General features: G+C 64.4%; 25 protein-coding genes. 13 read left to right on the top strand and 12 right to left on the bottom strand.

Features of this window, described 5'->3' with window-relative positions:
- The first annotated feature begins 39 nt into the window (after positions 1-39).
- From ABIB80_RS17260 to ABIB80_RS17245, 4 genes are all read left to right on the top strand, one after another.
- Entirely contained in the window at positions 40-615 is a 576-nt protein-coding gene (locus ABIB80_RS17260; RefSeq protein WP_354128046.1) for a hypothetical protein, read from the top strand.
- A gap of 12 nt (positions 616-627) precedes the next feature.
- On the top strand, positions 628-1,182 hold the full coding sequence (locus ABIB80_RS17255; RefSeq protein ID WP_007602177.1) for an inner membrane-spanning protein YciB: 555 nt from the start codon (positions 628-630) through the stop codon (positions 1,180-1,182).
- A gap of 104 nt (positions 1,183-1,286) precedes the next feature.
- Complete coding sequence (locus ABIB80_RS17250; protein ID WP_007602176.1) at positions 1,287-1,583, top strand: hypothetical protein; 297 nt, start codon at positions 1,287-1,289, stop codon at positions 1,581-1,583.
- Positions 1,584-1,597: 14 nt separating this feature from the next.
- Positions 1,598-2,518 carry an SH3 domain-containing protein gene (locus tag ABIB80_RS17245; RefSeq protein WP_354128045.1) on the top strand — a complete coding sequence of 307 codons (921 nt, stop codon included), beginning with the start codon at positions 1,598-1,600 and terminating at the stop codon, positions 2,516-2,518.
- Positions 2,519-2,679: 161 nt separating this feature from the next.
- On the opposite strand, the gene ABIB80_RS17240 is transcribed toward ABIB80_RS17245, so the two are convergent.
- The gene (locus tag ABIB80_RS17240; RefSeq protein ID WP_354128044.1) at positions 2,680-4,335 is read right to left on the bottom strand and encodes a fumarate hydratase; all 1,656 of its coding nucleotides are present in this window, start codon (positions 4,333-4,335) and stop codon (positions 2,680-2,682) included.
- Positions 4,336-4,580: 245 nt separating this feature from the next.
- On the opposite strand from ABIB80_RS17240, the gene ABIB80_RS17235 reads away from it, so the two are divergent.
- The 3 genes from ABIB80_RS17235 (at position 4,581) to ABIB80_RS17225 (ending at position 6,264) form a co-directional block, all read left to right on the top strand.
- On the top strand, positions 4,581-5,054 hold the full coding sequence (locus tag ABIB80_RS17235) for a hypothetical protein (protein WP_007602170.1): 474 nt from the start codon (positions 4,581-4,583) through the stop codon (positions 5,052-5,054).
- Between the two features lie 249 nt (positions 5,055-5,303).
- Positions 5,304-5,477 carry a hypothetical protein gene (locus tag ABIB80_RS17230; RefSeq protein ID WP_007602169.1) on the top strand — a complete coding sequence of 58 codons (174 nt, stop codon included), beginning with the start codon at positions 5,304-5,306 and terminating at the stop codon, positions 5,475-5,477.
- Positions 5,478-5,589: 112 nt separating this feature from the next.
- Complete coding sequence (locus ABIB80_RS17225) at positions 5,590-6,264, top strand: methyltransferase family protein (protein WP_007602168.1); 675 nt, start codon at positions 5,590-5,592, stop codon at positions 6,262-6,264.
- Positions 6,265-6,288: 24 nt separating this feature from the next.
- On the opposite strand, the gene ABIB80_RS17220 is transcribed toward ABIB80_RS17225, so the two are convergent.
- Both ABIB80_RS17220 and ABIB80_RS17215 read right to left on the bottom strand, forming a co-directional pair.
- Positions 6,289-6,996, bottom strand: coding sequence for a glutathione S-transferase (locus ABIB80_RS17220; RefSeq protein WP_007602166.1), 708 nt, complete (start codon positions 6,994-6,996; stop codon positions 6,289-6,291).
- A 186-nt stretch (positions 6,997-7,182) separates the two neighbouring features.
- A complete protein-coding gene (locus ABIB80_RS17215; RefSeq protein WP_354128043.1) occupies positions 7,183-7,863 on the bottom strand; it encodes a lectin in 681 nt (226 codons plus the stop codon).
- Between the two features lie 328 nt (positions 7,864-8,191).
- On the opposite strand from ABIB80_RS17215, the gene ABIB80_RS17210 reads away from it, so the two are divergent.
- The 4 genes from ABIB80_RS17210 to ABIB80_RS17195 all read left to right on the top strand — a co-directional run bounded on the left by ABIB80_RS17210 (position 8,192) and on the right by ABIB80_RS17195 (position 11,719).
- On the top strand, positions 8,192-9,205 hold the full coding sequence (locus ABIB80_RS17210) for an NrtA/SsuA/CpmA family ABC transporter substrate-binding protein (RefSeq protein WP_354128042.1): 1,014 nt from the start codon (positions 8,192-8,194) through the stop codon (positions 9,203-9,205).
- Positions 9,206-9,219: 14 nt separating this feature from the next.
- Positions 9,220-10,044, top strand: a complete 825-nt coding sequence (locus tag ABIB80_RS17205) for an ABC transporter permease (RefSeq protein WP_007602162.1) — start codon at positions 9,220-9,222, stop codon at positions 10,042-10,044.
- Positions 10,045-10,064: 20 nt separating this feature from the next.
- Positions 10,065-10,904 (top strand): ABC transporter ATP-binding protein, encoded by an 840-nt coding sequence (locus ABIB80_RS17200; protein ID WP_007602161.1) that lies wholly within the window; start codon positions 10,065-10,067, stop codon positions 10,902-10,904.
- An 89-nt stretch (positions 10,905-10,993) separates the two neighbouring features.
- Positions 10,994-11,719, top strand: a complete 726-nt coding sequence (locus tag ABIB80_RS17195; RefSeq protein WP_007602160.1) for a Crp/Fnr family transcriptional regulator — start codon at positions 10,994-10,996, stop codon at positions 11,717-11,719.
- Between the two features lie 10 nt (positions 11,720-11,729).
- Here ABIB80_RS17195 and atzF read toward each other — a convergent pair whose 3' ends face one another.
- From atzF to flgB, 9 genes are all read right to left on the bottom strand, one after another.
- Positions 11,730-13,337, bottom strand: coding sequence for an allophanate hydrolase (gene atzF, locus ABIB80_RS17190; RefSeq protein WP_354128041.1), 1,608 nt, complete (start codon positions 13,335-13,337; stop codon positions 11,730-11,732).
- Entirely contained in the window at positions 13,282-14,286 is a 1,005-nt protein-coding gene (locus tag ABIB80_RS17185) for a Tim44 domain-containing protein (RefSeq protein ID WP_007602158.1), read from the bottom strand. The genes atzF and ABIB80_RS17185 overlap by 56 nt, the downstream gene beginning before the upstream one ends.
- Before the next feature lie 205 nt (positions 14,287-14,491).
- Entirely contained in the window at positions 14,492-17,074 is a 2,583-nt protein-coding gene (gene cckA / locus ABIB80_RS17180) for a cell cycle histidine kinase CckA (RefSeq protein WP_354128040.1), read from the bottom strand.
- Between the two features lie 154 nt (positions 17,075-17,228).
- Positions 17,229-18,308 carry a flagellar biosynthesis protein FlhB gene (gene flhB, locus ABIB80_RS17175; RefSeq protein WP_007602156.1) on the bottom strand — a complete coding sequence of 360 codons (1,080 nt, stop codon included), beginning with the start codon at positions 18,306-18,308 and terminating at the stop codon, positions 17,229-17,231.
- A gap of 11 nt (positions 18,309-18,319) precedes the next feature.
- Positions 18,320-19,090: a flagellar biosynthetic protein FliR gene (fliR, locus tag ABIB80_RS17170; RefSeq protein WP_007602155.1), complete on the bottom strand. Its 771-nt coding sequence runs from the start codon at positions 19,088-19,090 to the stop codon at positions 18,320-18,322.
- A 17-nt stretch (positions 19,091-19,107) separates the two neighbouring features.
- Positions 19,108-19,371, bottom strand: coding sequence for a flagellar biosynthesis protein FliQ (gene fliQ, locus ABIB80_RS17165; protein WP_007602153.1), 264 nt, complete (start codon positions 19,369-19,371; stop codon positions 19,108-19,110).
- 174 nt (positions 19,372-19,545) lie between these two features.
- A complete protein-coding gene (fliE, locus tag ABIB80_RS17160; protein WP_007602151.1) occupies positions 19,546-19,854 on the bottom strand; it encodes a flagellar hook-basal body complex protein FliE in 309 nt (102 codons plus the stop codon).
- Between the two features lie 16 nt (positions 19,855-19,870).
- Positions 19,871-20,296, bottom strand: a complete 426-nt coding sequence (flgC, locus tag ABIB80_RS17155) for a flagellar basal body rod protein FlgC (protein ID WP_007602149.1) — start codon at positions 20,294-20,296, stop codon at positions 19,871-19,873.
- 18 nt (positions 20,297-20,314) lie between these two features.
- The gene (flgB, locus tag ABIB80_RS17150) at positions 20,315-20,719 is read right to left on the bottom strand and encodes a flagellar basal body rod protein FlgB (RefSeq protein WP_007602147.1); all 405 of its coding nucleotides are present in this window, start codon (positions 20,717-20,719) and stop codon (positions 20,315-20,317) included.
- A 352-nt stretch (positions 20,720-21,071) separates the two neighbouring features.
- On the opposite strand from flgB, the gene ABIB80_RS17145 reads away from it, so the two are divergent.
- Both ABIB80_RS17145 and fliP read left to right on the top strand, forming a co-directional pair.
- Positions 21,072-22,043, top strand: coding sequence for a flagellar biosynthetic protein FliO (locus ABIB80_RS17145; protein WP_007602146.1), 972 nt, complete (start codon positions 21,072-21,074; stop codon positions 22,041-22,043).
- Positions 22,040-22,801: a flagellar type III secretion system pore protein FliP gene (gene fliP, locus ABIB80_RS17140; protein WP_035994574.1), complete on the top strand. Its 762-nt coding sequence runs from the start codon at positions 22,040-22,042 to the stop codon at positions 22,799-22,801. Before ABIB80_RS17145 ends, fliP begins: the two co-directional genes overlap by 4 nt.
- Positions 22,802-23,053 lie beyond the last annotated feature (252 nt).

Genomic DNA, 23,053 nt, shown 5'->3' with positions numbered 1-23,053 from the left:
TCTTTACATCGTAAAGATAAGGCCTGACCGAGGCGGACCATGGCGATTTTCCTGATCCTCGCGCCCTACGGCGCCTTCACCTTCCTGATGCTGATGACATCGGCCACGATCAGCGTATTCGTGGCCTCGGCAATCTGTCTCGCCACCGTCGCGATCGATGTCGTGCGCGGTCGATCGGTGAAGATCCTGGCGATGAGCTCGGCGCTGCTATTCGCCGCAATCGGCATCCACCTCGCGCTGTTCGATCCGGCGCTCGGCACACTCGGTGTCAAGCTGTCGGTCGACATCGGCATCTTCGTCATCTCGCTCGGCTCGATGCTGGTCCGCCGTCCATTCACGCTGCAATACGCGCTGGAGGCCGTGCCGGCCGAGACCGCGGCAATGCCCGGCTTTCTCTATGCCAATTACGTCATCACCGGCGCATGGACTGCGGCTGCGCTGCTGATGGCGGCCGCCAATCTCGTGCTGCTCTATGTCCCCGGCCTGCCGCTCTGGTCGAGCCTTGCGGTCGCCTTCGCCGCCCGCAACAGCGCGATGTACTTCACAAAATGGTATCCCGAATATCGGCAGATCACGTACGGTGCGCCGGCCAGCGCACTGCCCCACACTCGCTGAACAGGATCGACGATGAAGGACGTATTCGCCCGCCTCGCCTCCGACCTCTTCTCCGCCATCGTCTTCCTGGTCATCTACCTCGTGACCGACAACGTCGTCCTGGCAACGTCGGTGGCGATTGCCGGAGCGATCGCGCAGGTGATCTACGCGCGCGTCAAGGGGCAGCAGGTCAATTACATGACCTATGCGAGCGTCGCGCTCGTCGTCGTGCTCGGCACGATCACGCTGCTGACCAACGATCCCCGCTTCATGCTCGCAAAGCCCTCGATCGCGCATTTCGCGATCGGCGCCATCATGCTCAAGCGCGGCTGGATGCTGCGCTACATGCCGGCGATCGTCGTAGAGACCGTTCCGGAATATGTGACGGCTGCAGGTTATGCCTGGGCTGCGCTGATGTTCGTGATCGGCGCCGGCATGATCGCCGTCGCCTCCACAGGCGATCTGAAGCTGTGGGCGTTCTACATCACGGTGGTCGCGGGCGGCGCCAAGATCCTCGCCTTCGCCGTGCAATATGTCGTGCTCCGTCTCATCGTCACCAGCCGACGGCGCGCCGCCGCCCGCGCCTAAATGCCTCCGACGGAGCGTTAGGCGCGGGCGACGAGTTGCGCTATACGCTCGGCCGGGACTGGCCCGCGGATCGTCGCGGTCCGCCGGGATCTTGGGAGACGCGAATGGCCGTCGACGGCAACTGGACTCTGACCCTGACAACCCCCATGGGCGAGCGCAAGGCGACGCTGAGCCTGACGGCTGCCGGCGGCACGCTCACAGGGACGCAGGGTGCGGAAGGCGATACAGCCGAGATATTCGACGGCACCGTCAGCGGCGATGCCGTCAACTGGAAGGTCTCGATCACCAATCCGATGCCGTTGACGCTCGAATTCATCGGAACCGTCTCGGGCGACAGCATGAGCGGTGAGATGGGCATCGGCCCGATGGGCAGCTTCCCGTTCACCGGCACGCGCGCCTAAGCCGCGCGGCAACCGTGCGCGCGCTCGGTCTCATCGCGGCGACGATCCTGTGTGTCGCGACACAAGCGGCGCGCGCGGACGACGCCGAACCGGCGTGGCGGGCAAGCGCGCTCGCCATGCTACCGGCAGGCTATGTTGCCGGCACGGCCTATCGAACCGAAGGTTCGACGGGCTACCTCGCCGTCTATCCGATCTCGTCGAACGATCCGAAGTCGCCTGCAAGCGTTTTCGGCGCGCGCCAGGCTCTTGTGGTCGCGCTGACGTCGGATGCGACGCGCGCAGTCTCGGCCGCATTGAAGCCGCGTAGCGGGCCGGATCCTGACAACGACGACACCGAATTCGCAAAGCTGCACGCCGATCTCGCCGCCAAGCGCTCGACGCTTCCCGACGGCACCGAGCCGTGCGATCTCGGCGCCTGGTCCGTCGACAAGGATCCTGATGGCCTCAACGTGCGTGCCGAACCATCGACCAAGGCGCGTGTGCTCGGCACGCTTCCGCCGCCCTACCTGCTCAAGCTCGGCGGCAGCGAGAACACGCCCGATGGCGGCTGGCTCACCGAATTCCGCATCATCGGCTTCAAGAACGGCTGGTTTCTGATCGAAGGCGCCAAGCCGCCGGGCAAGGACTACGAGGACGACAAGAAATATCCGCGCAGCGCGCCAAAGCCCTATGCCGGACGCGGCTGGGTCGCCTCCAACAAGGTCGGCGCGGCCTACGCCAATGGCGCGACCCGCATGGGCGGCCTGTTCCAGGCGCCCTTCGTCGATGCGAAATGGATGCCGGCCCAGCGCGAGCTCGGCGGTCCGATCGACACCGATGGCGGGCCGAAGCACATCTTTGCTTGCAGCGGCCTCTGGGGCCTCGTCGAGAGCCAGGACGGCGTCCGCGGCTGGTGGCGCGGGCTGTGCTCCAACCAGGTCACGAATTGCAGTTAGCCTGCGGCCCATCCTTCGAGACGCCCGCCTCCGGCGGGCCCTCAGGATGAGGTCATGTTTCGCGGCGAGATATCAGACCCTCATGGTGAGGAGCCCGCCAAAGCGGGCGTCTCGAACCATGCAGGCCGAGCTCTTCCGGCACTCCGGAGCGAGGCGAAGAGCTAGCCCAGATTCAGCTCCTTGAAGAAGTCGTTGCCCTTATCGTCGATGATGATGAACGCCGGGAAGTCGACGACCTCGATGCGCCAGATCGCTTCCATGCCGAGCTCGGGATATTCGAGCACCTCGACTTTCTTGATGCAGTGCTCGGCAAGATTCGCCGCGGCACCGCCGATAGAGCCGAGATAGAAGCCGCCATATTTCTTGCAGGCCTCGCGCACGGCCGGCGCCCGGTTGCCCTTGGCGACCATCACCATCGAGCCGCCGGCGGCCTGAAACTGATCGACGAAGGAATCCATGCGGCCAGCGGTGGTGGGGCCGAACGCACCGGAGGCGTAGCCCTCGGGCGTCTTGGCGGGGCCGGCGTAATAGACGGGATGGTTCTTGAAATAGTCCGGCAGCGGCTCGCCCTTGTCGAGCCGCTCGCGCAGCTTGGCATGCGCGGAATCGCGCGCGACGATCATGGTGCCGGTCATCGAGACCCGCGTCTTGGTCGGGTACTTCGAGAAGGTGGCCAGGATATCCTTCATCGGCTGGTTGAGATCGATCTTGACGACCTCGCCGCCCAGCGACTGCTCGACCTCAGGCAAATACTGCGCCGGGTTGTGCTCGAGCTCTTCGAGATAGACGCCGTCCTTGGTGATCTTGCCGAGCACCTGGCGATCGGCCGAGCATGACACGCCCAGCCCGATCGGCAGCGAGGCACCGTGACGCGGCATGCGGATCACGCGCACGTCGTGGCAGAAATATTTTCCGCCGAACTGCGCGCCGACGCCGAGCGACTGCGTCATCTTCAGGATTTCCTGCTCCATCTCGAGATCGCGAAACGCGTTGCCGTCGGGCGAGCCGTGGGTCGGCAGCGCGTCGAGATAGCGAGCCGACGCCAGCTTCACCGTCTTCATGCAGAGCTCGGCCGAGGTGCCGCCGATCACGATGGCGAGGTGATAAGGCGGGCACGCCGCAGTGCCCAGCGTCAACACTTTCTCCTTGAGGAAGGCGAGCAGCCGGTCCTTGGTCAGCACCGAGGGCGTGGCCTGGAACAGAAAGCTCTTATTGGCGGAGCCGCCGCCCTTCGCCATGAACATGAACTTGTAGGCGTCATCGCCTTCGGCATAGATCTCGCACTGCGCCGGCATGTTGTTGGCGGTGTTCTTCTCCTCGTACATCGACAAGGGCGCGACCTGCGAGTAGCGCAGATTGCGGCGCAGGTAAGCATCGCGCGCGCCCTCCGACAGTGCCGCCTCGTCGTCACCGTCCGTGATGACGTTGCAGCCCTTCTTGCCCATGATGATCGCGGTGCCGGTGTCCTGGCACATCGGCAGCACGCCGCCGGCGGCGATGTTGGCGTTCTTGAGAAAGTCCAGCGCGACGAACTTGTCGTTCGGGCTCGCCTCGCCATCCTCGAGGATCGCGCGGAGCTGCTTCAGATGACCCGGCCGCAAATAGTGGTTGATGTCGCCAAAGGCGGCTTCCGACAGTGCCCGCAGCGCCTCGCGCGACACCACCAGCATGTCTTTCCCCAGCACCTTCTCGACCCGCACGCCCTCGGCTGTGATCTTCTTGTAGGGCGTCTCGTCCTTGCCCAGCGGAAACAGCGGCGTGTGCCTGTAAGGCGGAACGGGCTTTGCGGGGTCGGGGAAGGCGGTGGGAGCGTTCATGGGCTGGAATCTCGGGGTTTTGGAGCCCTCGCGTGGGCCCCTTTCATAGAAGCGTTCTAAGCTTTTTTGCCGCAAAGGGAAGGCGCTCTGGTGCGGTCGGGGCATCCCGATTCGGCGCATGGCGAGCTATTTTCGGCGGCTGTCGGCGGACACCAGGCCCTCATGACGCCAGTGAAGACCCTGATGCACCCCTTGCGCTACGCGCGGGACGACGGTTGAATGCGCCCGCTAAGGGGCTTTTCATCATGACATTGAACTTGCACGTCCGCGGCGCGATCCTGGTCGCCGCCGCCATCACCGGCCTTGTGACCCTCGCCGCACCCGCGCGCGCGGACCGCTGCGATGACAGCGCCAAGGAGCTGGCGAACCAGGTCGATCGCCTCAAGGTGAATTTCCGCGCCGCGAATGTCGTCTACCTGACGCATCCCGCGGCCAAGGAATTGTCCGTGGCTTGCCGTGGCGACAAATATTCGATCGAGCTCTATGCCAAGGGCGATCGCAAGCCGAAACCGGAGTTCTTTGCGCTGGTGGGGTCGATGGCGGCGATCGTCTTCACCGTGACCAAGGACGATACGACGACGGGCGCGACACGCTGCCTGAAGCGGATGGGGCTCTTGCGCGGCGACAAGATCAGCATGCGTTATCGGCGTCTCAACATGGAATGCACCCGCACCAAGACGGATGCGTCCATCGCGATCACGCGCGGCAAAGACGAATAGGCGGCTCCCGCGCGGTGTGCGTCTGACAGCACACCGCCCACTACAGACTCCGTCATTGCGAGCGCAGCGAAGCAATCCAGAATCCCTCCGCGGAGACAGACTGGATTGCTTCGCTGCGCTCGCAATGACGAGGAGAGGTCCGAGAGCACATCCCACCGCACCAGATCCCTCGCATTTTAACGATTGGCTTGAAGGAAATTTCGCTCCTCGCGGCGCAGTGTCAATGTTTCCATGTGCGAGGATTTCTGGATGAGCGTTTCCACCGTTTCGCCGCCGCCGATCGCGATCGTGGTGCCGAGCTACGACTCGACCAAGCAGCAGGACGATCAGATCAAGACCAAGGACAACGACCCGACCTATAAGCCGCCGCCGCCTGCACCGCTGCCGCCGGGTCAGGGTACGCGGATCGATCAGCTCGCCTGATCAACCGCGAAGATGAAATGCCCGATCCGGTCGATCGGGCTTTTCGCGTGTCCGGCCGCATCTTCGCCGGATAGCAGGACCAATATCGTGCGCGGCTACCTGAGACCTGCGCATGATCGCAAGACTGCTGTTACAGAGCACGATCACCACCGCCGCCATGGGCGCGCTGCTGTTCGTGTCCGCCGGAACCCTGCATTGGCCGTCGGCCTGGGTGTTCCTCGCGACCTCCGCCCTGCTCGGCCCGCTCGGCGGCTGGTGGCTTTACCGGGTCGACCCCGCACTGCTCGCCGAACGTCTGCGGCCGGTCCTGCAAAAGGACCAGCCCGCTGCCGACAAGGTGTTCATGACCGTCTTCGTCGTCGCGATGCTGGTCTGGCTGGCGGCGATGGGGCTCGACCGGCGTACGCTGTCCTCCGACATGCCGATGGCGCTGCAGATGCTCGGCCTCGCCCTGTTCCTGCTTTCGACGCTGTTCATCCTCTGGGTCTTCCGCGAGAACTCGTTCGCGGCGCCCGTGGTGAAGCTGCAAGCCGAGCGCGCGCAGCGCGTGATCTCGACGGGGCCTTATGCCCATGTGCGTCATCCCATGTACAGCGGCATGATCCTGTTCTTCGCCGGCGTGCCGCTGCTTCTGGGTTCATGGTGGGGACTTCTGATGGCGCCGCTGTTCATCGCATTATTTGCGGTCCGCATTCGCATCGAGGAGCGCACGCTACGCGAGGGCCTGCCGGGGTATGCCGACTATGTGACGCGCGTGCGCTATCGGCTGCTGCCTGGCGTGTGGTGAGCGCGCGCGTCACTCCGCTGTGCTTTAACCATCCAATTCGCGGTAGCGGCGGAAGATGCCCTGCTCGTTGAAGGGAATGCGGCGCTCGCTATCGAGATAAGCCTTGATGTTCGGCCGCGCGGCGACGCGGTCGTGCAGGCCGACGAGGGCCGGTATCTCTGTCTCGAACGCCTCCATCCGCTTCGGAAACGCATAGCGCAGCCCCGCGACGAGCTGGAACAGCGAGAGATCGACATAGGTCAGCTTGCGGCCGGTGACATAGGCGGCGCCATTGTCCTCGAGGAGCTGCTCGAAATAGCCGAGATATTTCGGCACGCGCTCGCCCCAGAAGTCGGCGGTGCGCTTCTTTGCCGGCGGTTTCTGATCTTCGTAGTAGAGCGAGGGCCCGAGCGGGTGATGGGTGTCGTGAATCTCGACCACGAAATCGGTGATCGTCAGCTGGAGCTGATGCACCCAGAGTTGCCCCGCCTCCGACTTCGGGGCGAGCGCGTGGCGGGCGCCGATATAGAGCAGGATGTTCGCGGTCTGGCCGATGACGAGCTTGCCGGCTTTGAGGAACGGCGGCGCAAAGGGCGGCGTGCCCTTGTGCGCCTCCATCATCTTCATCATCGCAGCTGTGCCGCGTGGGCCACGCGCCGCGTCGACGTATGCCGCGCCCGCCTCCTCCAGCGCCAGCCGCACATATTCACCGCGGCCCTGGATCTCGGGCCAATAATAGAGCTCGTATTTCATGGAAGGGGTCCGTGAGCGTGGAAGCGACAGGACCAATTTATCACGCGCGACAAGGTTCCGTAAGGATGAGGCTGAACGGCGGCACCACACGCTCCGTCATTGCGAGCGCAGCGAAGCAATCCAGACTGTCACCCTGGAGCGACTCTGGATTGCTTCGTCGCTGCGCTCCTCGCAATGACGGCAGCCTCAATTCGATGCGAAGCAATACAGCAGCCCGTCGCCGCCGGTGCTCTTCAGATCGGCCTGCGAGCAGCCGCCGTCGGGACCGCGCGAGGGATGCGAGCTGTTCCACGATTTCGACGGCTCGTCATCGCGCAGGCCTTGACGGTCGGCGTGGCCGACGACCGCCGCGCCTTGCGTGCTCGACGTCCAGTTCTTGCAGGTCTTGTCGTCACCCGCGGGAAATGCGCTGCCGTCGGCTTGCGATCCCGTGAGGATGTCGTGCCGGTTCGGCGTGTCGCCGCGGCCGTTGATGACCTCGCCCTTCTCGCTGAGCGCGGTCTGCTTGGTGAGGTTGTTGGCCGCCCCGTGCAGGTCGGCAACGTCCTTGGCGATTGCAGCGCCCTTGGCGTTCTGCCACGGTCCCTTGCCGATGCGGTCGCGCGCGTTGACGGCCGGCTTGCCGTCGGCGGCCTGCGTGGAGAGATAGGCGCGCCAGGTCTTACTGCCGGCGCCGCCGGCCTGGCCCAGCTTCTGGCACTGCGCATCGGCCCCCTCCAGGCCGCCGAGATCGGCGCCTCTGCCAGGACCATTGGACGTCACGAAGAACGTCATGTCGGCCGACTGCGCTCGCGCCGATGGCGCCGCAAGCAAGGCCGCAGCGAGCGCGAGGCCTGTAATCGTCGCGGATCTCTCGATACGGATCATCCTGTCCTCCCTTTGTGTTTTTGTTGGCCGCCAGATTTCAACCCGACGCCGGCCCGCTTATTCCAATGCCGCGATGCGAGACGCCCTGGTTTTTCATGTCGTCTGCGATCAGTTGGTCAGCGGGATCGCCGACGATTCCCAGCCGCTTCCCGACTGCCATGTCGATTAATTGCTTCCCGGGACAAGGGTGCCGGGCGAGCATACCAAATGGGCCGATCCTCAAGTGATCGTCCAGGGGAGGACGCGGGGGACTGTGGCGGGACCGTTCAGGGCGGTATCCGCGATCACATCGGGGCTGCGCAGGGCGCGGCGCAAGGGGGAGATCGTCATGCACCGGACCACCATCCGCCCAATCACGACAATTGCCGGCCGTGCCACCCTTTGCTGCCTTGCCATCGGTCTTGCCATCGGTCCGAACTGCGCCTTGGCCGCGGAACTGCTCAAAGCCCGACTTGCGCAAAACCTCGGACCGATCTCCGGCATTGCGATCGTCGCCAAATCGAAGGGAATCTTCGAAAAGAACGGACTGGACATCACAGTCTCGAACTTCACGTCCGGCAAGCAGTGCCTGGACACGGTGATCGGGGGCGGCGCCGACATCGCGACGACGGCCGAGGCGCCGGTCACCGCTTCGGCGATGGCAAACCAGCCCATCGCGTTCGTCGCCGGCATGGAATATTCCGATCTCAAGACGCTGGTCGCGGCCAAGGCCGGCATCAAGACCAAGGAAGATCTTCGCGGCAAGCGAATCGCCTTTACTGCCGGCACCGGCAGCGAGGTTTACACGGCGACCTTGCTGAAGTCGGTGGGATTGACGCCCAAGGATGTCACCCTCGTCAATCTGCGGCCGCAGGAGATGCTGCCGGCACTTGCAGCCGGAAGCATCGACGCGTTCGACACCTGGGAGCCCCACGTCGCCAACGCGAAGAAGGCCCTGGGCGAAGCCGTCACTGAGGTCGATACAAAGGGCACCTACTCCGAGACGTTCAATATCGTCGTCATGAAGTCCTATCTGGACGCCAACCCCGTGCTGGTCGAGAAGTTCATCGCCGCACTGATCGATGCCGAGGTCTGGATGAAGGAACACCCGGATGAAGCGATCACGACAGTGGCGGACGCGGTTGGAATGAAGCGGGACGAACTCGCGCCCATCTGGGCCGACTATGTTTACCGGGTGCGTCTCGATGACCGGCTGATCGAGATTCTGAAGACCCATTCCGCATGGCGCCTCGAGAGCGGCAACCATCCTCCGGGAGCGGCGATGCCCGACTTCAGCAAGATCATCGTCACCGAGCCACTGAAAAAGGTCGACCCCGCACGCGTCACCCTGTCGTGGAAATAGGCACCCGCGCGGCCATGCAGGAAGCCACTTCAGCGGGACGCGATATTGCCATCCGCGCTGGCGGTCGCGCTCGGCGGCCGAATTCAGTTCGGCTTCGCCGCCTCAATATTCTGGTCGGGGCGCTTTCGCTTCCCTTGTTCATTGGGCTCTGGGAACTGATCTCCCGTTCGGGGACCGTCAACATGGTGCTGTTTCCACCGCCGACGGTGGTTGCTGCGGCCGTGCTTGAGTGGATACGAAGCGGACAGTTCTTTAGCGATCTGTTGGCCAGCCTCTTTCGCGTCACCACGGGATTCATCATAGGCGGCGCGCTCGGCATCCTGCTCGGTGTTCTCACCGGCCAATTCCCCGTTATCTCGAGCTTGCTGTCCCCGCTATTCCATATCTTGCGGCCTATTCCGCCGATTGCGTTCGTGCCGATCGTCATCCTCTGGTTCGGCCTGTCGGAGGCGGGAAAATTGTTCCTCGTCGTATGGGGCGTATTCTTCACGGTATGGCTTTCGACTCACATCGGCGTGCAGAAGGTCGACCGTGGTCTAATTCGGGCGGCGTTGATGCTCGGCACGCCCCGACGGCAGATGCTGCAGGAGATCGTGCTGCTGGGCGCGCTTCCCTACATTGTGGTCGGGTTGCGCACCGCCGTCAGCATCTCCTTCTATACGCTTGTCGCGGCTGAACTGGCCGGCGCTTTCGCCGGCATCGTCTACAGGATCGAGATTGCGCAGCAGAATTTGCAAACGGGCCAGGTCATGGGCGGGCTCGCAGCGCTCGGGTTGATGTCGTTCATCGCCGACCGGCTGTTTGCGGCTCTTGCCGAACGTATCGTCTGGTGGCGCTGATGTCGGGATCTCGATCGGGCATGAAACTGGCGCTGGCAAGTTCGCCTGCCTCCGTCGAATCGGCCCGAAAACAACCGGCCATTCAAGTCTCGAACCTGAGCATCGTCTTCGACACCAAGCGCGGGCAAATGATTGCGGTCGATCGCGTTTCGTTTGACGTGGCGCCTGGCGAGTTCGTTTGCATCGCCGGGCCCTCCGGCTGCGGCAAGTCGACGGTGCTCAATACGATCGCCGGGCTGGAAGTGCCGTTCGAAGGCGAGATCCTGGTCGAGGGCGCGCCCGTCTACAGTCCGCGTCCCGATGTCGGCATGGTGTTCCAGCAGCCGCATCTCTTTCCCTGGAAGTCCGTCCGCAGCAACATCGCCCACGGCCCCCGGATGCTCGGGAAGTCCAAGACGGAAGCGTATGCCATCGCCGACGATCTGATCGCGATGGTTGGCCTCAAGCGTTTCGCCGACGCTTATCCGAACACGCTGTCCGGCGGCATGCAACAGCGCGTGGCGATCGCGCGAGCGCTGGCCAATCAGCCCCGTGTGCTGCTGATGGACGAGCCCTTCGGGGCGCTCGACGCGCAGACCCGCGCGGTGATGCAGGACAATCTGCTGGCGCTGCGCGACCGGATCAAGGCGACAATCGTATTCGTGACGCATGATATCGATGAAGCCATCGTGCTGGCCGACCGCGTTCTCATCATGAGCGCGGGACCCGGCCGCATCCTGCGCGAAGTCGCGGTCAAGCTGCCGCGCCCACGGTCGAGTTCTGTCATGGTCGAGCCAGCTTATCTGTCGCTCAAGAAGGATTGTCTCGACGTCATCCGCGCAGAAGGGTTGCGGGCGTTCAATCAGTCGGACGCGGACTGATGACGCGGAGCCCGCGGGTCTGAGGCGGACGCAGCGGGCTGGCATGGTTCTTGAATATTCGATGCCGGGTCTCACATGCGGAGCCGGCCATGCACAGGGCGAACAGCGCGATAGCGGCAGGTGTGATGCTCGCGGAGTCGGACGATCTCGTCAGACCGCTGCCCGGCTTGCTGGATGGTCTCAACCGGGCTGATTGCAATCGCTTGCGTGCGATCGGACGCGAAAAGATCCTGGAAGCCGGCCAACTGGTTTGGTCTCAGGGCGACGCACAGGCCGGGATCTACCTGATCAGCGAGGGACGCATACGCAGCTACTATGCTGCACCGTCGGGGCGCGAAGTCACGCTCGCCTATTGGTTTCCCGGCAACTTCGTCGGCGGGCCCGACATATTCGGGACGGGCCCGCACATGTGGACATCGGTTGCAGCCGAGCGCAGCCGGTTGACGTTCATGCCCGGACCGGCGCTGCGGCGGCTTGCGCTGGAATCGCCGACGATTGCCGTCGCCTTGCTGGATGCCCTCGCATTCAAGGCGCGATGCTATTCGGCGATGGCCCAGATGCTTGGGACGCGCTCGGTGACCGAGCGGCTGCACAGCCTGCTGATCTTCCTGTCGCACGTCTACGGCGTGAAGCGCGACAACGAGGTCTTCGTCGGCATGCCGTTCACCCACGGGGATCTCGCCAACCTCATCGGATCCACCCGCCAATGGGTGACCGTGCAACTCGCGCGGCTCCAGGACGAAGGCGTGATCAGATACGAAAGATCCGTGATTTCGATCCTGGATATTTCTACGCTCGGGCAGGCGATGGGATAATGTCCGCCCTTTAGCCGCCAGACTTCAATTCGAACGCCGATCCGTCTGCGCCTGCCTCGAACCGCCGCGCCAGTCCGATCAGCGCGCGATCGTGCCAGGCCGGCGCTAGCAGGGTCACGCCCATGGGCATGCCGTTTGACAATTTCGCATTCGGAACGGCGACGCCGCAGAGATCGAGTAGATTGGCAAAGTACGAGTAGTAGCCCAGACGATTGTTGAGGGTGATCGGATCACGATGCATCTCCTCCAGTGTGAACGGCCGCGGTGCAGTCGGAACCACCAGGGCATCGATGCCGGCAAAGATTGCTTCGGCGTCGCGGCGAAGCCGGTGCAGCCGGTGAATGGCGCCAAACGTGTCGATCGCCGAATAGCCGGCGGCTGAGCCCAGCACGGTCCTCGTGACATCAAGCAAGGAGCCGGATTCGACATCGATGAGAGAAGCGATGGCGGAGCGCCGCTCAGCGACCCAGGGACCGCTGAACATCAACTCCCCCGCTTGGCGGAATGGGGCGAAGTCCACCTCGATCGCCGTTCCTCCGATATGAGCAAGACGTTCGCAGGCGCTCTCGTAGAGTTCGCCGCATTCCGACATGCCGAAGCATTCGAGATCTGCTGGCGCAACGCGGCCGAACCGGAATGATGCCGCCGCCCCGTTGGCGGAGAAAAAGGTTCTGGGCAGGCGGCTGTAGGGATCTTCGAAATCAAACCCTTCGATGATGTCGAGGATTGCTTCGCCGTCGCTGACGGTATTGCAGAATACCGACACGCAATCGATCGTCGGACAATTCGGCACCAGGCCACGTGATGACACCAGCCCAACGGTCGGCTTGATTCCGACGATGTTGTTGAACCCGGCAGGTATGCGCCCCGAGCCGCCGGTATCGGTGCCGAGCGCAAAGGCGACGTGCCCCGCCGCCACGGCGACCGCGGAGCCGGAACTGGAACCGCCCGCAACATAGCGGGCATCGGCAACCGACGCGCAGGGGCCATGGGGCGAGCGCACGCCGGACAGGCCTGTGGCGAACTGATCGAGATTGGTCTTTCCGAGGCAAATTGCGCCGGCTGCGGTGAGGCGTTCGACGCTATGCGCGGAATGCCAGGGCGTGTAGCTGAACGCCGGACATGCGGCAGTGGTCGGCATTCCCGCAACGTCGATATTGTCCTTCACACCAAAGGGAATGCCGAGCAGCGGAAGATTTTCGCCCGTCCGCGCGCGCGCCACCAGCTTATGGCATTCTTCGAGTGCCTCCTGCCGTGGGCGAAGATAGATCCAGCAATTGCGGTCGCGCTCGGCCTCGATCCGGTCATACGCCGTTCCGATCGCCTCCAGCAGCAGGGACGAACTCCTGGCAATGCCTTCGTAGTTTGTCCTGAGGCGCGCGACACACTGGCTCACGGAATATCTCCTCATCCAACCGGCAGGCGCGAAATTGCGGCAGCTCTGCGCGGCCAACAAGCAATTAAGTGCTTCGCCCAAATGGCCGCCTGACCGAAACGCGCAGCTCAAACAAAAAGGGCGCCGTGCCGAAGCACGACGCCCTCGTTTGTCGCTATACGCGCGATCAGTTGGTCTGCTGGATTGCCGACAATTCCCAGGCGCCGCCCGGACGTCGGGCAAAGGTCCAGACTTCGGTGGCCTCGCCCGGCTGCTCGCTGCCGGCGACGATTGCGCCGGTATTGCGGTCGAGCGTCTTGTCGGTGAGCGCGAAGCGCAGCGCCACCGTCGCGTAATCGGTCTCGCCTTCGCGCCAGGATTCCGCGAGGTCGCCCTGCAACAGCTTCACGCCGCTGACCTTGTTGACGACATTGCGCGCGCGGTTCTGGCCGAGGTCCTGCTCGAAATAGGAGACCATTTCCGGCGTCGCCAGCGTGTGCAGCTTGGCCACGTCCTCATTCGACCACGCGGTCTGGACATCGCCGAGCAGGCGCTCGAACGCTTCATAGTCGTCCGGCTTGATCTCGAGCGGGGCGTTGTTGGCGCCGAATCCGAAGCCGCCGCCAAGACCGCCGCCAAGACCACCACGGTTATTCGCCTGCGGTCCCGGACCGGCACCGGCGTCAGCGTTGGCATAGGCCGCCTGCGGGGTGTGCCGGCGCTGCCACCAGGACATCGCCAGCCGAACCACGAGCACCACGAGCACGATCTGGATGATCAGGCCGATGATCGACGACAGGCCGCCGAGGCCGCCGAACAGGCCACCGCCGAACAGCATGCCGAGCAGGCCGGCGCCGAGGAACCCGGCCGCAAGGCCGCCCAGGAAACCGCCACCGCGGCCGAACAGGCCGCCACGCGCGGGTGCGGCGGCAGCCGAATTCATGCCTGCGCCCGGCTGGGTGTAGGTCCGATTGAACTGCGAGGTCGAGCCCGGCGCGGTCGTGGTTGATGGCGGGGCCGAATAGGTGCGCGAACCGCGCGAACCAGACGACATGCCGCCACCGACGCGCGCGTCGGCGGACGAGATCGCCAGCGCAGTCGGCAGCGCAAGCGCCAGCACGACGGCAATCGTCTTGAAGAGGCTGCGGGAGCGTTGCGAGAAATTCATGTTGGTTTCCCAGATCCCCGGCATGGGGACGTGCCCCTAAGATGGGCAGCCTTCCGTAAAAAGGAAGCCACTATCGGAACTTATGGCTGCGGCCCTCAGTCGCGGGGATGTGGCAAAAGCCCATCTTTGGCGGCAGCTTGGCCGGGCGTGCGAAGGAGCCGCGGTCGCGGGTTACCGGTCACTTGTGCGACGGGAGTTCCGGTTTCCCGTCGTCATGGCGTCGAGGCCCTCACCCCGCCTTCGCCATCGTCTCCTTCACGGCCGCCACGAGCTGGCTGAGCGTGAACGGCTTGGGCAGGAAGTCGAACTGCTGGCCTTCGGGCAGGCTCTTCTCGAATGCGTCTTCCGCGTAGCCGGAGACGAAGATGAACTTGATGTCGGGATTCTTCTCGCGCATCGCCTTGAGCAGTGTCGGGCCGTCCATCTCCGGCATCACGACGTCGGACACGACGAGATCGATTCCGCCGCTCTGCTCTTCCAGTACCTCCAGCGCCTCGACACCGTTCTCGGCCTCGACCACTGTGTAGCCGCGCGAGCGCAGACCGCGCGCGTTGAGCGCGCGCAGGCCCTCTTCGTCCTCGACCAGGAGGATGGTGCCCTGTCCGGTGAGATCGGTGCGGGGCTTGGCGTCCGTCACGGACCCGGCTTCCTTCGCGGCACCATTGCTGGCGCCAACGACCGGCGCCGGCTGCTCGACCTGCACCTCCGGCTCGGCATGATGGCGCGGCAGGAAGATCTGGAACGAGGTGCCCTGCCCCGGCTCGGAGTCCACATAAATGAAGCCACCGGTCTGCTTGACGATGCCATAGACGGTGGAGAGCCCGAGGCCGGTGCCCTTGCCGACTTCCTTGGTCGAGAAGAACGGCTCGAAGATCTTGTCGCGGATATCGGCGGGGATGCCGGTACCGGTGTCGGCGACCTCGATCCGCACGTAGTCCGCTGCCGGCATGCCCTTGTAGGCCAGCCTGGCCGCTTCCTCGGTGGTGACGTTGGCGGTGCGGATGATCAGCTTGCCGCCGTCGGGCATGGCATCGCGCGCGTTGACCGCGAGGTTGACGATGACCTGCTCGAACTGGGAGACGTCGACCTTGACCGGCCAGAGATCGCGGCCGTGGATGGTCTCGTGCTTGACCTTCTCGCCGATCAGGCGACGCAGCAGCATGGCGAGATCAGAGAGCGCATCGCCGAGGTCGAGCACCTGCGGCCGCAGTGTCTGCCGCCGCGAGAACGCCAGCAACTGCCGCACCAGCGTGGCGGCCCGCGTCGCGTTCTGCTTGATCTGCATGATATCCTGGAACGACGGGTCGGTCGGCTTGTGCGCGTTCAGCAGGAAGTCGTTCGCCATCATGATGGCGGAGAGCACGTTGTTGAAGTCGTGGGCGATGCCACCGGCGAGCTGGCCGACGGTCTCCATCTTCTGCGACTGATTGATCTGGTTCTCCAGCGCGCGCCGCTCGGTGGTCTCGAGCATGTGCACGATGGCGACTTCGGCGTCGTTCTCGGCCGCGTCCACGGGCGTGACGAAGAACTGGCCCCAGCGCTCTCTGGTTCCTTCGAGCGCCACTTCGACCGGCGCGACGTCGGCCTGGCCCTCCGCGGCCTGGTTGATGGCCGCGATCAAAAGATGCCGGTCGCGCGAATTGACCGCGCGGAAGATCGACTTGCTGGCGCTGTCGAGCCCTAGCGCCTGCCCGAGCTTGGCGTAGCGCGCATTGGCGCGCACGACGTTGCCGCCGCGGTCGACGGTGGCGATCGCCATCGGGGTATGGTCGAAGAAGCGCATGAAGCGCACTTCGGCGGCACGGTCCGGGTCACTGCGCTCGTCGCGGGCACGGCTGATCACCAGCGTGCGCGACGGGCCCGGCGCGCCGTCGGCGCCGAAGGCGAGCTTGTGATACAGCCGCACCGGCATGGTCTTGCCGGTACGCATGCGCAGGTCGATGTCGAAGACCTCGGTCTTCACCTCGCCCGGCACCGCCACGATCGCGGTCAGCAGTGAAGCGCCGTCGCCGGAGACGATGTCGGTGAGCTTCAGCCCGCCCGAGCCGATCTCGGCGAGGTCGTAGTCGAGCCAGTTTGCCAGCGTCGCGTTGACATAAGCGAGCTCGCCGGCCGGATTGACCGAGAAAAAACCGCAGGGCGCGTGATCGAGATATTCGATCGCGTGCTGGAGTTCCTGGAACACGTCCTCCTGGCGCTCGCGGTCGCGGGTGATGTCGGCGATCGACCACACCGCGTATCTCGTCTCGCGCTTGCCGGTGCCGAGGGGCCGCACCCGCATGCGCAGCCAGCGGCCCTGGCTGCCGTCGTGGCCGGAGATGCGCACCTCTTCCTGCTGCCGCTTGCCTTCGCGCGCGGCTTTCAACAGGCGGAACACCGCCTCGGAGACGTCGGGATTGCCGATGAAGACGCGTTCCACGGGGCGCACGTCCTGTGGCCCGGCGGCGCCGGTCAGCGTCAGATAGGCCGCATTGGAATAGACCACATGGCCGCGCGGGTCGGTCACGGCGAGGCCGTCAAAGGCGTGGTCGGCGATGCGCCCCATCACGGGATCGTCGAGATTGCGATCGACGAAGCGGATGATGCCGGCGGCGAAGGCGAACAGGTTGAACAGGCCGACCATCGCCAGCACGGCGAGGATGCCGAGGATATAGGGCTGGGCCTGCGCGCGCCCAAGCGTCATCAACCCGACGGCAACGGCGACGAGGCCGGCGGCCACCAGCAGCACCAGCGCAATGCTGCCCGAGCGCGGCGACGGCTCGTGCGCCGCAACGGGCTCGCGTGTGAGGTCGTGGTCGGTCTCAGCAGTCATCTCAAGCTGGCACAGCCTGTCGGCAGAGAATCAACGCGCTACAGGGCGCGCAGGGTCCTCCCTGCCTGAATCGGACCCGCAGGCGCAAGGGCGGCAGGGGCGAAAGGTACGCTGATTCCCAGATTACGGCCATTTCCAGTACTTTTCAGGGGTATTATTGCCGGCTGGCACCGAATCCGCTCTTCAGACGCATGACGTAGCCGATCACTTCGGCGACCGCATGGTAGTGCTCGGTCGGGATTTCCTCGTCGATCTCGACGGTGGCGTAGAGCGCGCGGGCCAGCGGCACGTTCTCGACGATCGGGATGTCGTGCTCGCGCGCGATCTCCCGGATCTTGAAAGCGAGGTTGTCGACGCCCTTGGCGACGCAGATCGGCGCCGACATGCCGCGCTCGTAGGACAGCGCGATCGAGTAGTGGGTCGGGTTGGTGATGATCACGGAAGCCTTGGGAACCGCCGCCATCATGCGCTTCTTCGAGCGCTGCTGGCGCAGCTGCCTGAGCTTGCCCTTGATGTGCGGGTCGCCTTCGGACTGCTTGAACTCTTCCTTGATCTCCTGGAGCGACATCTTCTGCCGCTGGAACCAGCTGCGATACTGGAAGAAATAGTCGCCGATGGCGATGATCGCGAGCGCCGCGACCACCGCGCCGAGCAGGTGAATGGTCAGGCTGGTGGAGGCGCCGAGCAGGGCGGCCGGATCGAGCCTGACCATCGCTTCCATGCGATGCCGCTCCGGCCACAGGATCATGGTCATGACCGCGCCGAGCACGATCAGCTTGCCGAGACCCTTGAGGAAGTTCGCCGCCGCTTGCTTGCCGAAGATGCGCTTGAGGCCCTCGGCCGGCGACAGCTTGCTGAACTTGGGCTTGAGAGATTCGGCCGACCAGACCAGGCGGTGCTGCAGCACGTTGCCGGCAATTGCAGCCAGCACCAGCATCAGCAGCGGCACGCCCACCGCCGCGAGCACAGCGACTTCGATCTGCTGCATCAGGGCGAGCAGCGCCCTGCCGTCGGTCTTGATCATCCAGGAATTGGCGAGCAGGTTGCGCATCGGCGCCAATAGCCCGCTACCGACCGATCCTGAGAAGCTCGAGACCACCAGCGTGGCGCCCGCAATCATGAACCAGGTGTTGATCTCCTGGCTCTTGGCGACGTCACCGCGTTCGAGCGCCTCTTCGAGACGTTTTTGCGTCGGGTCTTCTGTTTGACTCTCTGGATCGTTGTCTTCCGCCATCGATCACCCGGTCACTTGAGTGGCATCATCTGGTGCATGACACCGATGAAATAGTCGAGATAGGTACCCATCATCGCCGTGAGCACCACGGCGAGCACCAGGAAGCCGGCGAAGATCGAGAGCGGCACGCCGACGAAATAAACTTGCATCTGCGGCATCAGCCGCGCCAGCACGCCGAGCCCGATGTTGAAGACGAGGCCGAACACCAGGAACGGGCCGGAAAGTTGCAAGCCCAGGCGGAACGCGGCGGCAAAGGCGCGCGTCGCCAGCGCGGCGACATCGCCGCTCGACACGGTCTCGCCCGGCGCGAAGATCGTGTAGCTGTCGTTCAGTGCCGCGATCACCAGATGATGACTGTCGGTGGCGAACAGCAGCGTGACCCCCAATATCGTCAGGAAGTTGCCGACCAGCACGCCCTGCTGTCCCTGCGTCGGATCGACCGAGGTGACGAAGCCGAGCCCCATCTGCTGCGCGATCACGGCACCGGCAACCTGCAGCGCCGACAACGTCACCCGCGCGGTCGCCCCCAGCACGATGCCGATCACGATCTCATGCAGCATCAGGACCAGCAGCGGCGCGATCGAACCCATGTCGACCTGATAGGCGTTGCGATGCAGCGGCAGGATGATCAGCGTGAGCAGCAGCGCGATCGACAATTTGATCCGTGTCGGGATATTGGTCTCGCCCAGGCCCGGCAACAGCATCACCATCGCGCCGACCCGGGCAAAGGCGAGCATGAAGGAGGCGGCAAGCGCCGGCAGCAGCGAGACGTCGATGCGCATGATGGGCGCATAGTGCCTCAGCCGCCGATGATTCGCGACGATATCCGCAGCATGTGGGAATGCAGTGCGTCGGCCATGAACGGCAAGGCCAACAGCATTGTGGCAAAGATGGCCAGGATCTTCGGCACGTAGATCAGTGTCTGCTCCTGGATCTGCGTCAGCGCCTGGAACAGCGACACGACGACGCCGACCACGAGGCCGACCAACATCAGGGGCGACGACACGATCACGATGGTCCAGATCGCATCACGCGCGACGTCGAGGGTTTCCGGTCCGGTCATTGCACAATTCCTTTGTCTTATTCCTCGCCTCCCACCGCTCTTGCGAGCGATGCGAAGGCCTATCCCCCCGTCATTGCGAGCGTAGCGAAGCAATCCAGACTGCCGCTTCGGAAAGACTCTGGATTGCTTCGCTGCGCTCGCAATGACGGTTGGGGCGGGCGCGAGCGCCAAAAATCAGATCGGCATCTTCATGATGTCTTCATAGGCCGCGATCACACGGTCGCGGACCGAGACCAGCGTCGACACGGCGACGTCGGTGTCTGCGACCGCCGTCACCACGTCCATCACATTGGCCTTGCCGGCAGCCATCGCCACCGTCTGCGCATCGGATTTTCGACCAGACTCCAGGACGCTGCCGACAGTGTCTTTCAGAAGAGAGGCGAAGGACTGCCCGCTCGGCTCGTTGCCCTTGCCGGCACCGCTGTTCTCCAGCACGCGAGCGAGGTTTGCATAGGCGTTGGCGGCAATTGTCGGTGTTGCCATGGTTCAAATGTCCTGTTCAGCTCTTGAGGATGTCGAGGGTGCGCTGGATCATCCGGCGTGTCGCGCTGATGATGTTGAGATTGGCCTCGTACGACCGCTGCGCGTCGCGCATGTCGGTCATCTCGACCACCGAGTTTACGTTCGGATATTTGACGTTACCGGTCGCATCCGCCGCCGGATTGTTCGGCTCGTATTTGGTGCGGAAATTGGACTGGTCGGGCTTGATCCTGCCGAGGGTGACGACCTGCGCGTCGAGTGTACGGTCGAGCGCCGAGGAGAAGGTCGGCACCTTGCGCCGGTAAGGATCGCCGCCGGCGGTCTGCGACGTCGAATCCGCATTTGCGATGTTCTCCGAGATCACCCGCATGCGCCCGGCCTGCGCCCGCAGACCGGAGGTCGCGATCGCCATCGAGCGGGCAAAGTCGCTGCTGTCATTCGCCATGATGCGCTTCCTCTAGCTCTAGCCTTTGCCGATCGCGGTCTTGAGCAGATGCAGGCTCTTCGAATAGAGCGAGGTCACCGCCGCATAATCCATCTGGTTGCTGGCGGCCTTCATCATCTCCTCTTCGAGATTGACGGCGTTGCCCGCGGGGCGGGTCTCAAAACCCGCATTCTTGTTCTGGTCGAATCCGGAGGCCGCGCCTGACGGCGCCATGTGGGAACCGCTGGTGCGGGTGAGCGCCAAGGGGCCCATCGAACCCGTGACGGCACCGCTCTTGTCCAGCTTCGGCTCGACCAGGTCGCGCGGCCGGAATTTGGGGGTGTCGGAATTGGAGACGTTCTCGGAAAGGACGCGCTGGCGCTCCTGGTGCCATTGCATCTTGGTGCGAAGCGCCGATAGCACCGGAAGATCGTTGATGGACATCGTTGCGGCTCCTTCCGCCTCGCAGGACCCATGGGTCCGAAGCTAGGCAGAATTTGCCGCCTGTATGGTTAACAGCTGGTTAAGGAGGTCGCAGGCAGTTGTCCCCCGCCGGGACACGAATGCGCACGCCCCGTGATTCTACCCCTCCAAAAGCGGCATTAACCCAACCGCTTGGCGGCGCATGCACAGGCCAAGAAGTCGTTTTGGATCGAGCGATTCATGGGTTATTAAGAGTTGGGGACGGCAAAACTTGCCGTGGGACGTTAAGAAATCGCAGTTTGGGGCAACGTAAGCCAGTGGTTGGCGCATCTGACCACGGGCCCGAGACAAGCGCCATTTGTCGGGGACAAGTATGCAAGGCAGTCCTATCACCTTCATCGTCGCGTTCATCGTCGTTCTGGCGTTGATCGGCGTCGCTGCATGGCTGGTTCGCCGATTCGCCACCAGCCGGCTCGGCGCCAACACCCAGCGCGGCCGGATGCCCCGGCTCGCCGTGATCGATGCCGCCGCAGTCGACGGCCGCCGCCGTCTGGTGCTGGTCCGGCGTGACAATGTCGAGCATCTTCTGATGATCGGCGGCCCCACGGACATCGTCGTCGAACCCAACATCGTGCGCGCAGCGCCCGGCCGCGACCAGCTCCCGCAGCGCTCCAATGCTGCCGAGCCGCCGCGTCTCGCGCCGATGCCTGATAGCAGCAGCTGGGCCGACGAAGTACCGCGGCCCGAGCTGCTCGATCATCCCGAGCCGCAAATGCCCGAGCCGCCACCGCGGCCCGCGCGCCCCTCCTTTGCCGACGAAGTGCGCCGGCCCGCTCCTGCGCTGGCCGAACGCCGCAACGAGCCGCCACTGGCCGGCTTCACCTCCGAGCCGATCGCGCCGCGCCCCGAGCGCGAGCTTCGTCCCGAACCTGTTCCGCCGCGCGTTGCGCGCAACGAACCCCCTCTGATGCCGCGTCCGCCGCGCCAGAGCGAGCCGGTGAAGGCGCCGCCAGTGCGCGCCGAGCGCGTCGCCGCACCACCTCCGCCCGTGCCGCAGGCTCCGCCCGTTCCGCCGCCGGCGCCCGCTCCTGCGGCGCCATCGAGCGCCGAGCAAAATCTCGCGGAGATGGCGCAGCGACTCGAAGCAGCACTCCGCCGCCCCGCCGGCGAGACGCTTGCCCCTCCGGTCGCCCCGGAGCCCCCGGCCGCTCCTCCGCGTGTGGCCCGCAGCGAGCCGCCGGCTCCCCCGGCCCCTCCCGCAAAGCCGGCTCCGGAAAAGACCAGCTTTGAAAATCTCGAAGACGAGATGGCCTCGTTGCTCGGCCGTCCGAAGCCGTCTTCGTGAGGCTGCCGGCCCTCCCGCGTAGAGTTTTTCTTCTTTCTGTCCTGATCGGCGCGGCTTCGCTCGCGATGCCGGCGCATGCGCAGGATATCAGCATCAATCTCGGCGGAGGAGGCGCTGGCGGTGGCGGCGTCACCGAGCGCGCGATCCAGCTGATCGCGCTGCTGACGGTGCTTTCGATCGCACCGTCGATCCTGATCATGATGACGTCGTTCACGCGTATCGTAGTCGTGCTGTCGCTGCTGCGCACAGCGATGGGCACCGCGACCGCCCCGCCGAACTCGGTGATCATCGCGCTGGCGATGTTCCTCACCTTCTTCGTGATGGGACCCGTCCTGCAAAAATCCTACGACGAAGGCATCCGTCCGCTGGTCGCCAATCAGCTCGGCGTCGAAGACGCGCTTCAGCGCGCCTCCGTCCCCCTGCGCGGCTTCATGCAGAAGAACGTGCGCGAGAAGGACCTCAAGCTCTTCCTGGATCTCTCCGGCGAGCCGCCGCCGGCAACACCCGACGAGCTCGGCTTACGCATCCTCGTCCCCGCCTTCATGATCTCGGAGCTGAAACGTGCCTTCGAGATCGGCTTTCTGCTGTTCCTTCCCTTCCTGATCATCGACCTCGTCGTCGCGTCCGTGCTGATGTCGATGGGCATGATGATGCTGCCGCCCGCAACCATCTCGCTGCCGTTCAAGCTGATCTTCTTCGTGCTCGTCGACGGCTGGTCGCTGGTGGCAGGGAGTCTGGTACAGAGTTACGGAGGTTAGCGGGCGCGTGCCCAGGGGCGAACTGCGGAGCCCGCCTTGCATCCCTCCCGCACTCGACTTGGCCCCGCTATCTCCCCGTCATTGCGAGGAGCTCTTGCGACGAAGCAATCCAGGCTGCCGCCGCGGACAGACGCTGGATTGCTTCGCTGCGCTCGCGATGACGGAGAATGGGGCGACCAGCAGCGCTTCGCGCGATACGGCAGCGCCCGCCCTCCCCCTACACGTCGTGCTGCTTGCTGAACTGATCGCCAA

Origin of the sequence: Bradyrhizobium sp. i1.15.2 (genome assembly GCF_040548425.1) — a bacterium.
GTDB lineage: Bacteria > Pseudomonadota > Alphaproteobacteria > Rhizobiales > Xanthobacteraceae > Bradyrhizobium > Bradyrhizobium canariense.
This window is presented reverse-complemented; position numbering and strand designations above follow the sequence as displayed.

Bases quoted from the DNA above. Each gene is read 5' to 3' on its own strand.
- ABIB80_RS17200 (WP_007602161.1), top strand. From the start codon at position 10,065: ATGAAACTGGCGCTGGCAAGTTCGCCTGCCTCCGTCGAATCGGCCCGA.
- ABIB80_RS17255 (WP_007602177.1), top strand. From the start codon at position 628: ATGAAGGACGTATTCGCCCGCCTCGCCTCCGACCTCTTCTCCGCCATC.
- ABIB80_RS17230 (WP_007602169.1), top strand. From the start codon at position 5,304: ATGAGCGTTTCCACCGTTTCGCCGCCGCCGATCGCGATCGTGGTGCCG.
- ABIB80_RS17205 (WP_007602162.1), top strand. From the start codon at position 9,220: ATGCAGGAAGCCACTTCAGCGGGACGCGATATTGCCATCCGCGCTGGC.
- ABIB80_RS17225 (WP_007602168.1), top strand. From the start codon at position 5,590: ATGATCGCAAGACTGCTGTTACAGAGCACGATCACCACCGCCGCCATG.
- flhB (WP_007602156.1), bottom strand. From the start codon at position 18,308: ATGGCGGAAGACAACGATCCAGAGAGTCAAACAGAAGACCCGACGCAA.
- ABIB80_RS17195 (WP_007602160.1), top strand. From the start codon at position 10,994: ATGCACAGGGCGAACAGCGCGATAGCGGCAGGTGTGATGCTCGCGGAG.
- ABIB80_RS17260 (WP_354128046.1), top strand. From the start codon at position 40: ATGGCGATTTTCCTGATCCTCGCGCCCTACGGCGCCTTCACCTTCCTG.
- ABIB80_RS17240 (WP_354128044.1), bottom strand. From the start codon at position 4,335: ATGAACGCTCCCACCGCCTTCCCCGACCCCGCAAAGCCCGTTCCGCCT.
- ABIB80_RS17235 (WP_007602170.1), top strand. From the start codon at position 4,581: ATGACATTGAACTTGCACGTCCGCGGCGCGATCCTGGTCGCCGCCGCC.
- flgC (WP_007602149.1), bottom strand. From the start codon at position 20,296: ATGGCGAATGACAGCAGCGACTTTGCCCGCTCGATGGCGATCGCGACC.
- fliE (WP_007602151.1), bottom strand. From the start codon at position 19,854: ATGGCAACACCGACAATTGCCGCCAACGCCTATGCAAACCTCGCTCGC.
- ABIB80_RS17185 (WP_007602158.1), bottom strand. From the start codon at position 14,286: ATGCCGGGGATCTGGGAAACCAACATGAATTTCTCGCAACGCTCCCGC.
- ABIB80_RS17215 (WP_354128043.1), bottom strand. From the start codon at position 7,863: ATGATCCGTATCGAGAGATCCGCGACGATTACAGGCCTCGCGCTCGCT.
- ABIB80_RS17220 (WP_007602166.1), bottom strand. From the start codon at position 6,996: ATGAAATACGAGCTCTATTATTGGCCCGAGATCCAGGGCCGCGGTGAA.
- cckA (WP_354128040.1), bottom strand. From the start codon at position 17,074: ATGACTGCTGAGACCGACCACGACCTCACACGCGAGCCCGTTGCGGCG.
- fliR (WP_007602155.1), bottom strand. From the start codon at position 19,090: ATGCGCATCGACGTCTCGCTGCTGCCGGCGCTTGCCGCCTCCTTCATG.
- ABIB80_RS17145 (WP_007602146.1), top strand. From the start codon at position 21,072: ATGCAAGGCAGTCCTATCACCTTCATCGTCGCGTTCATCGTCGTTCTG.
- ABIB80_RS17210 (WP_354128042.1), top strand. From the start codon at position 8,192: ATGCACCGGACCACCATCCGCCCAATCACGACAATTGCCGGCCGTGCC.
- fliQ (WP_007602153.1), bottom strand. From the start codon at position 19,371: ATGACCGGACCGGAAACCCTCGACGTCGCGCGTGATGCGATCTGGACC.
- flgB (WP_007602147.1), bottom strand. From the start codon at position 20,719: ATGTCCATCAACGATCTTCCGGTGCTATCGGCGCTTCGCACCAAGATG.
- ABIB80_RS17250 (WP_007602176.1), top strand. From the start codon at position 1,287: ATGGCCGTCGACGGCAACTGGACTCTGACCCTGACAACCCCCATGGGC.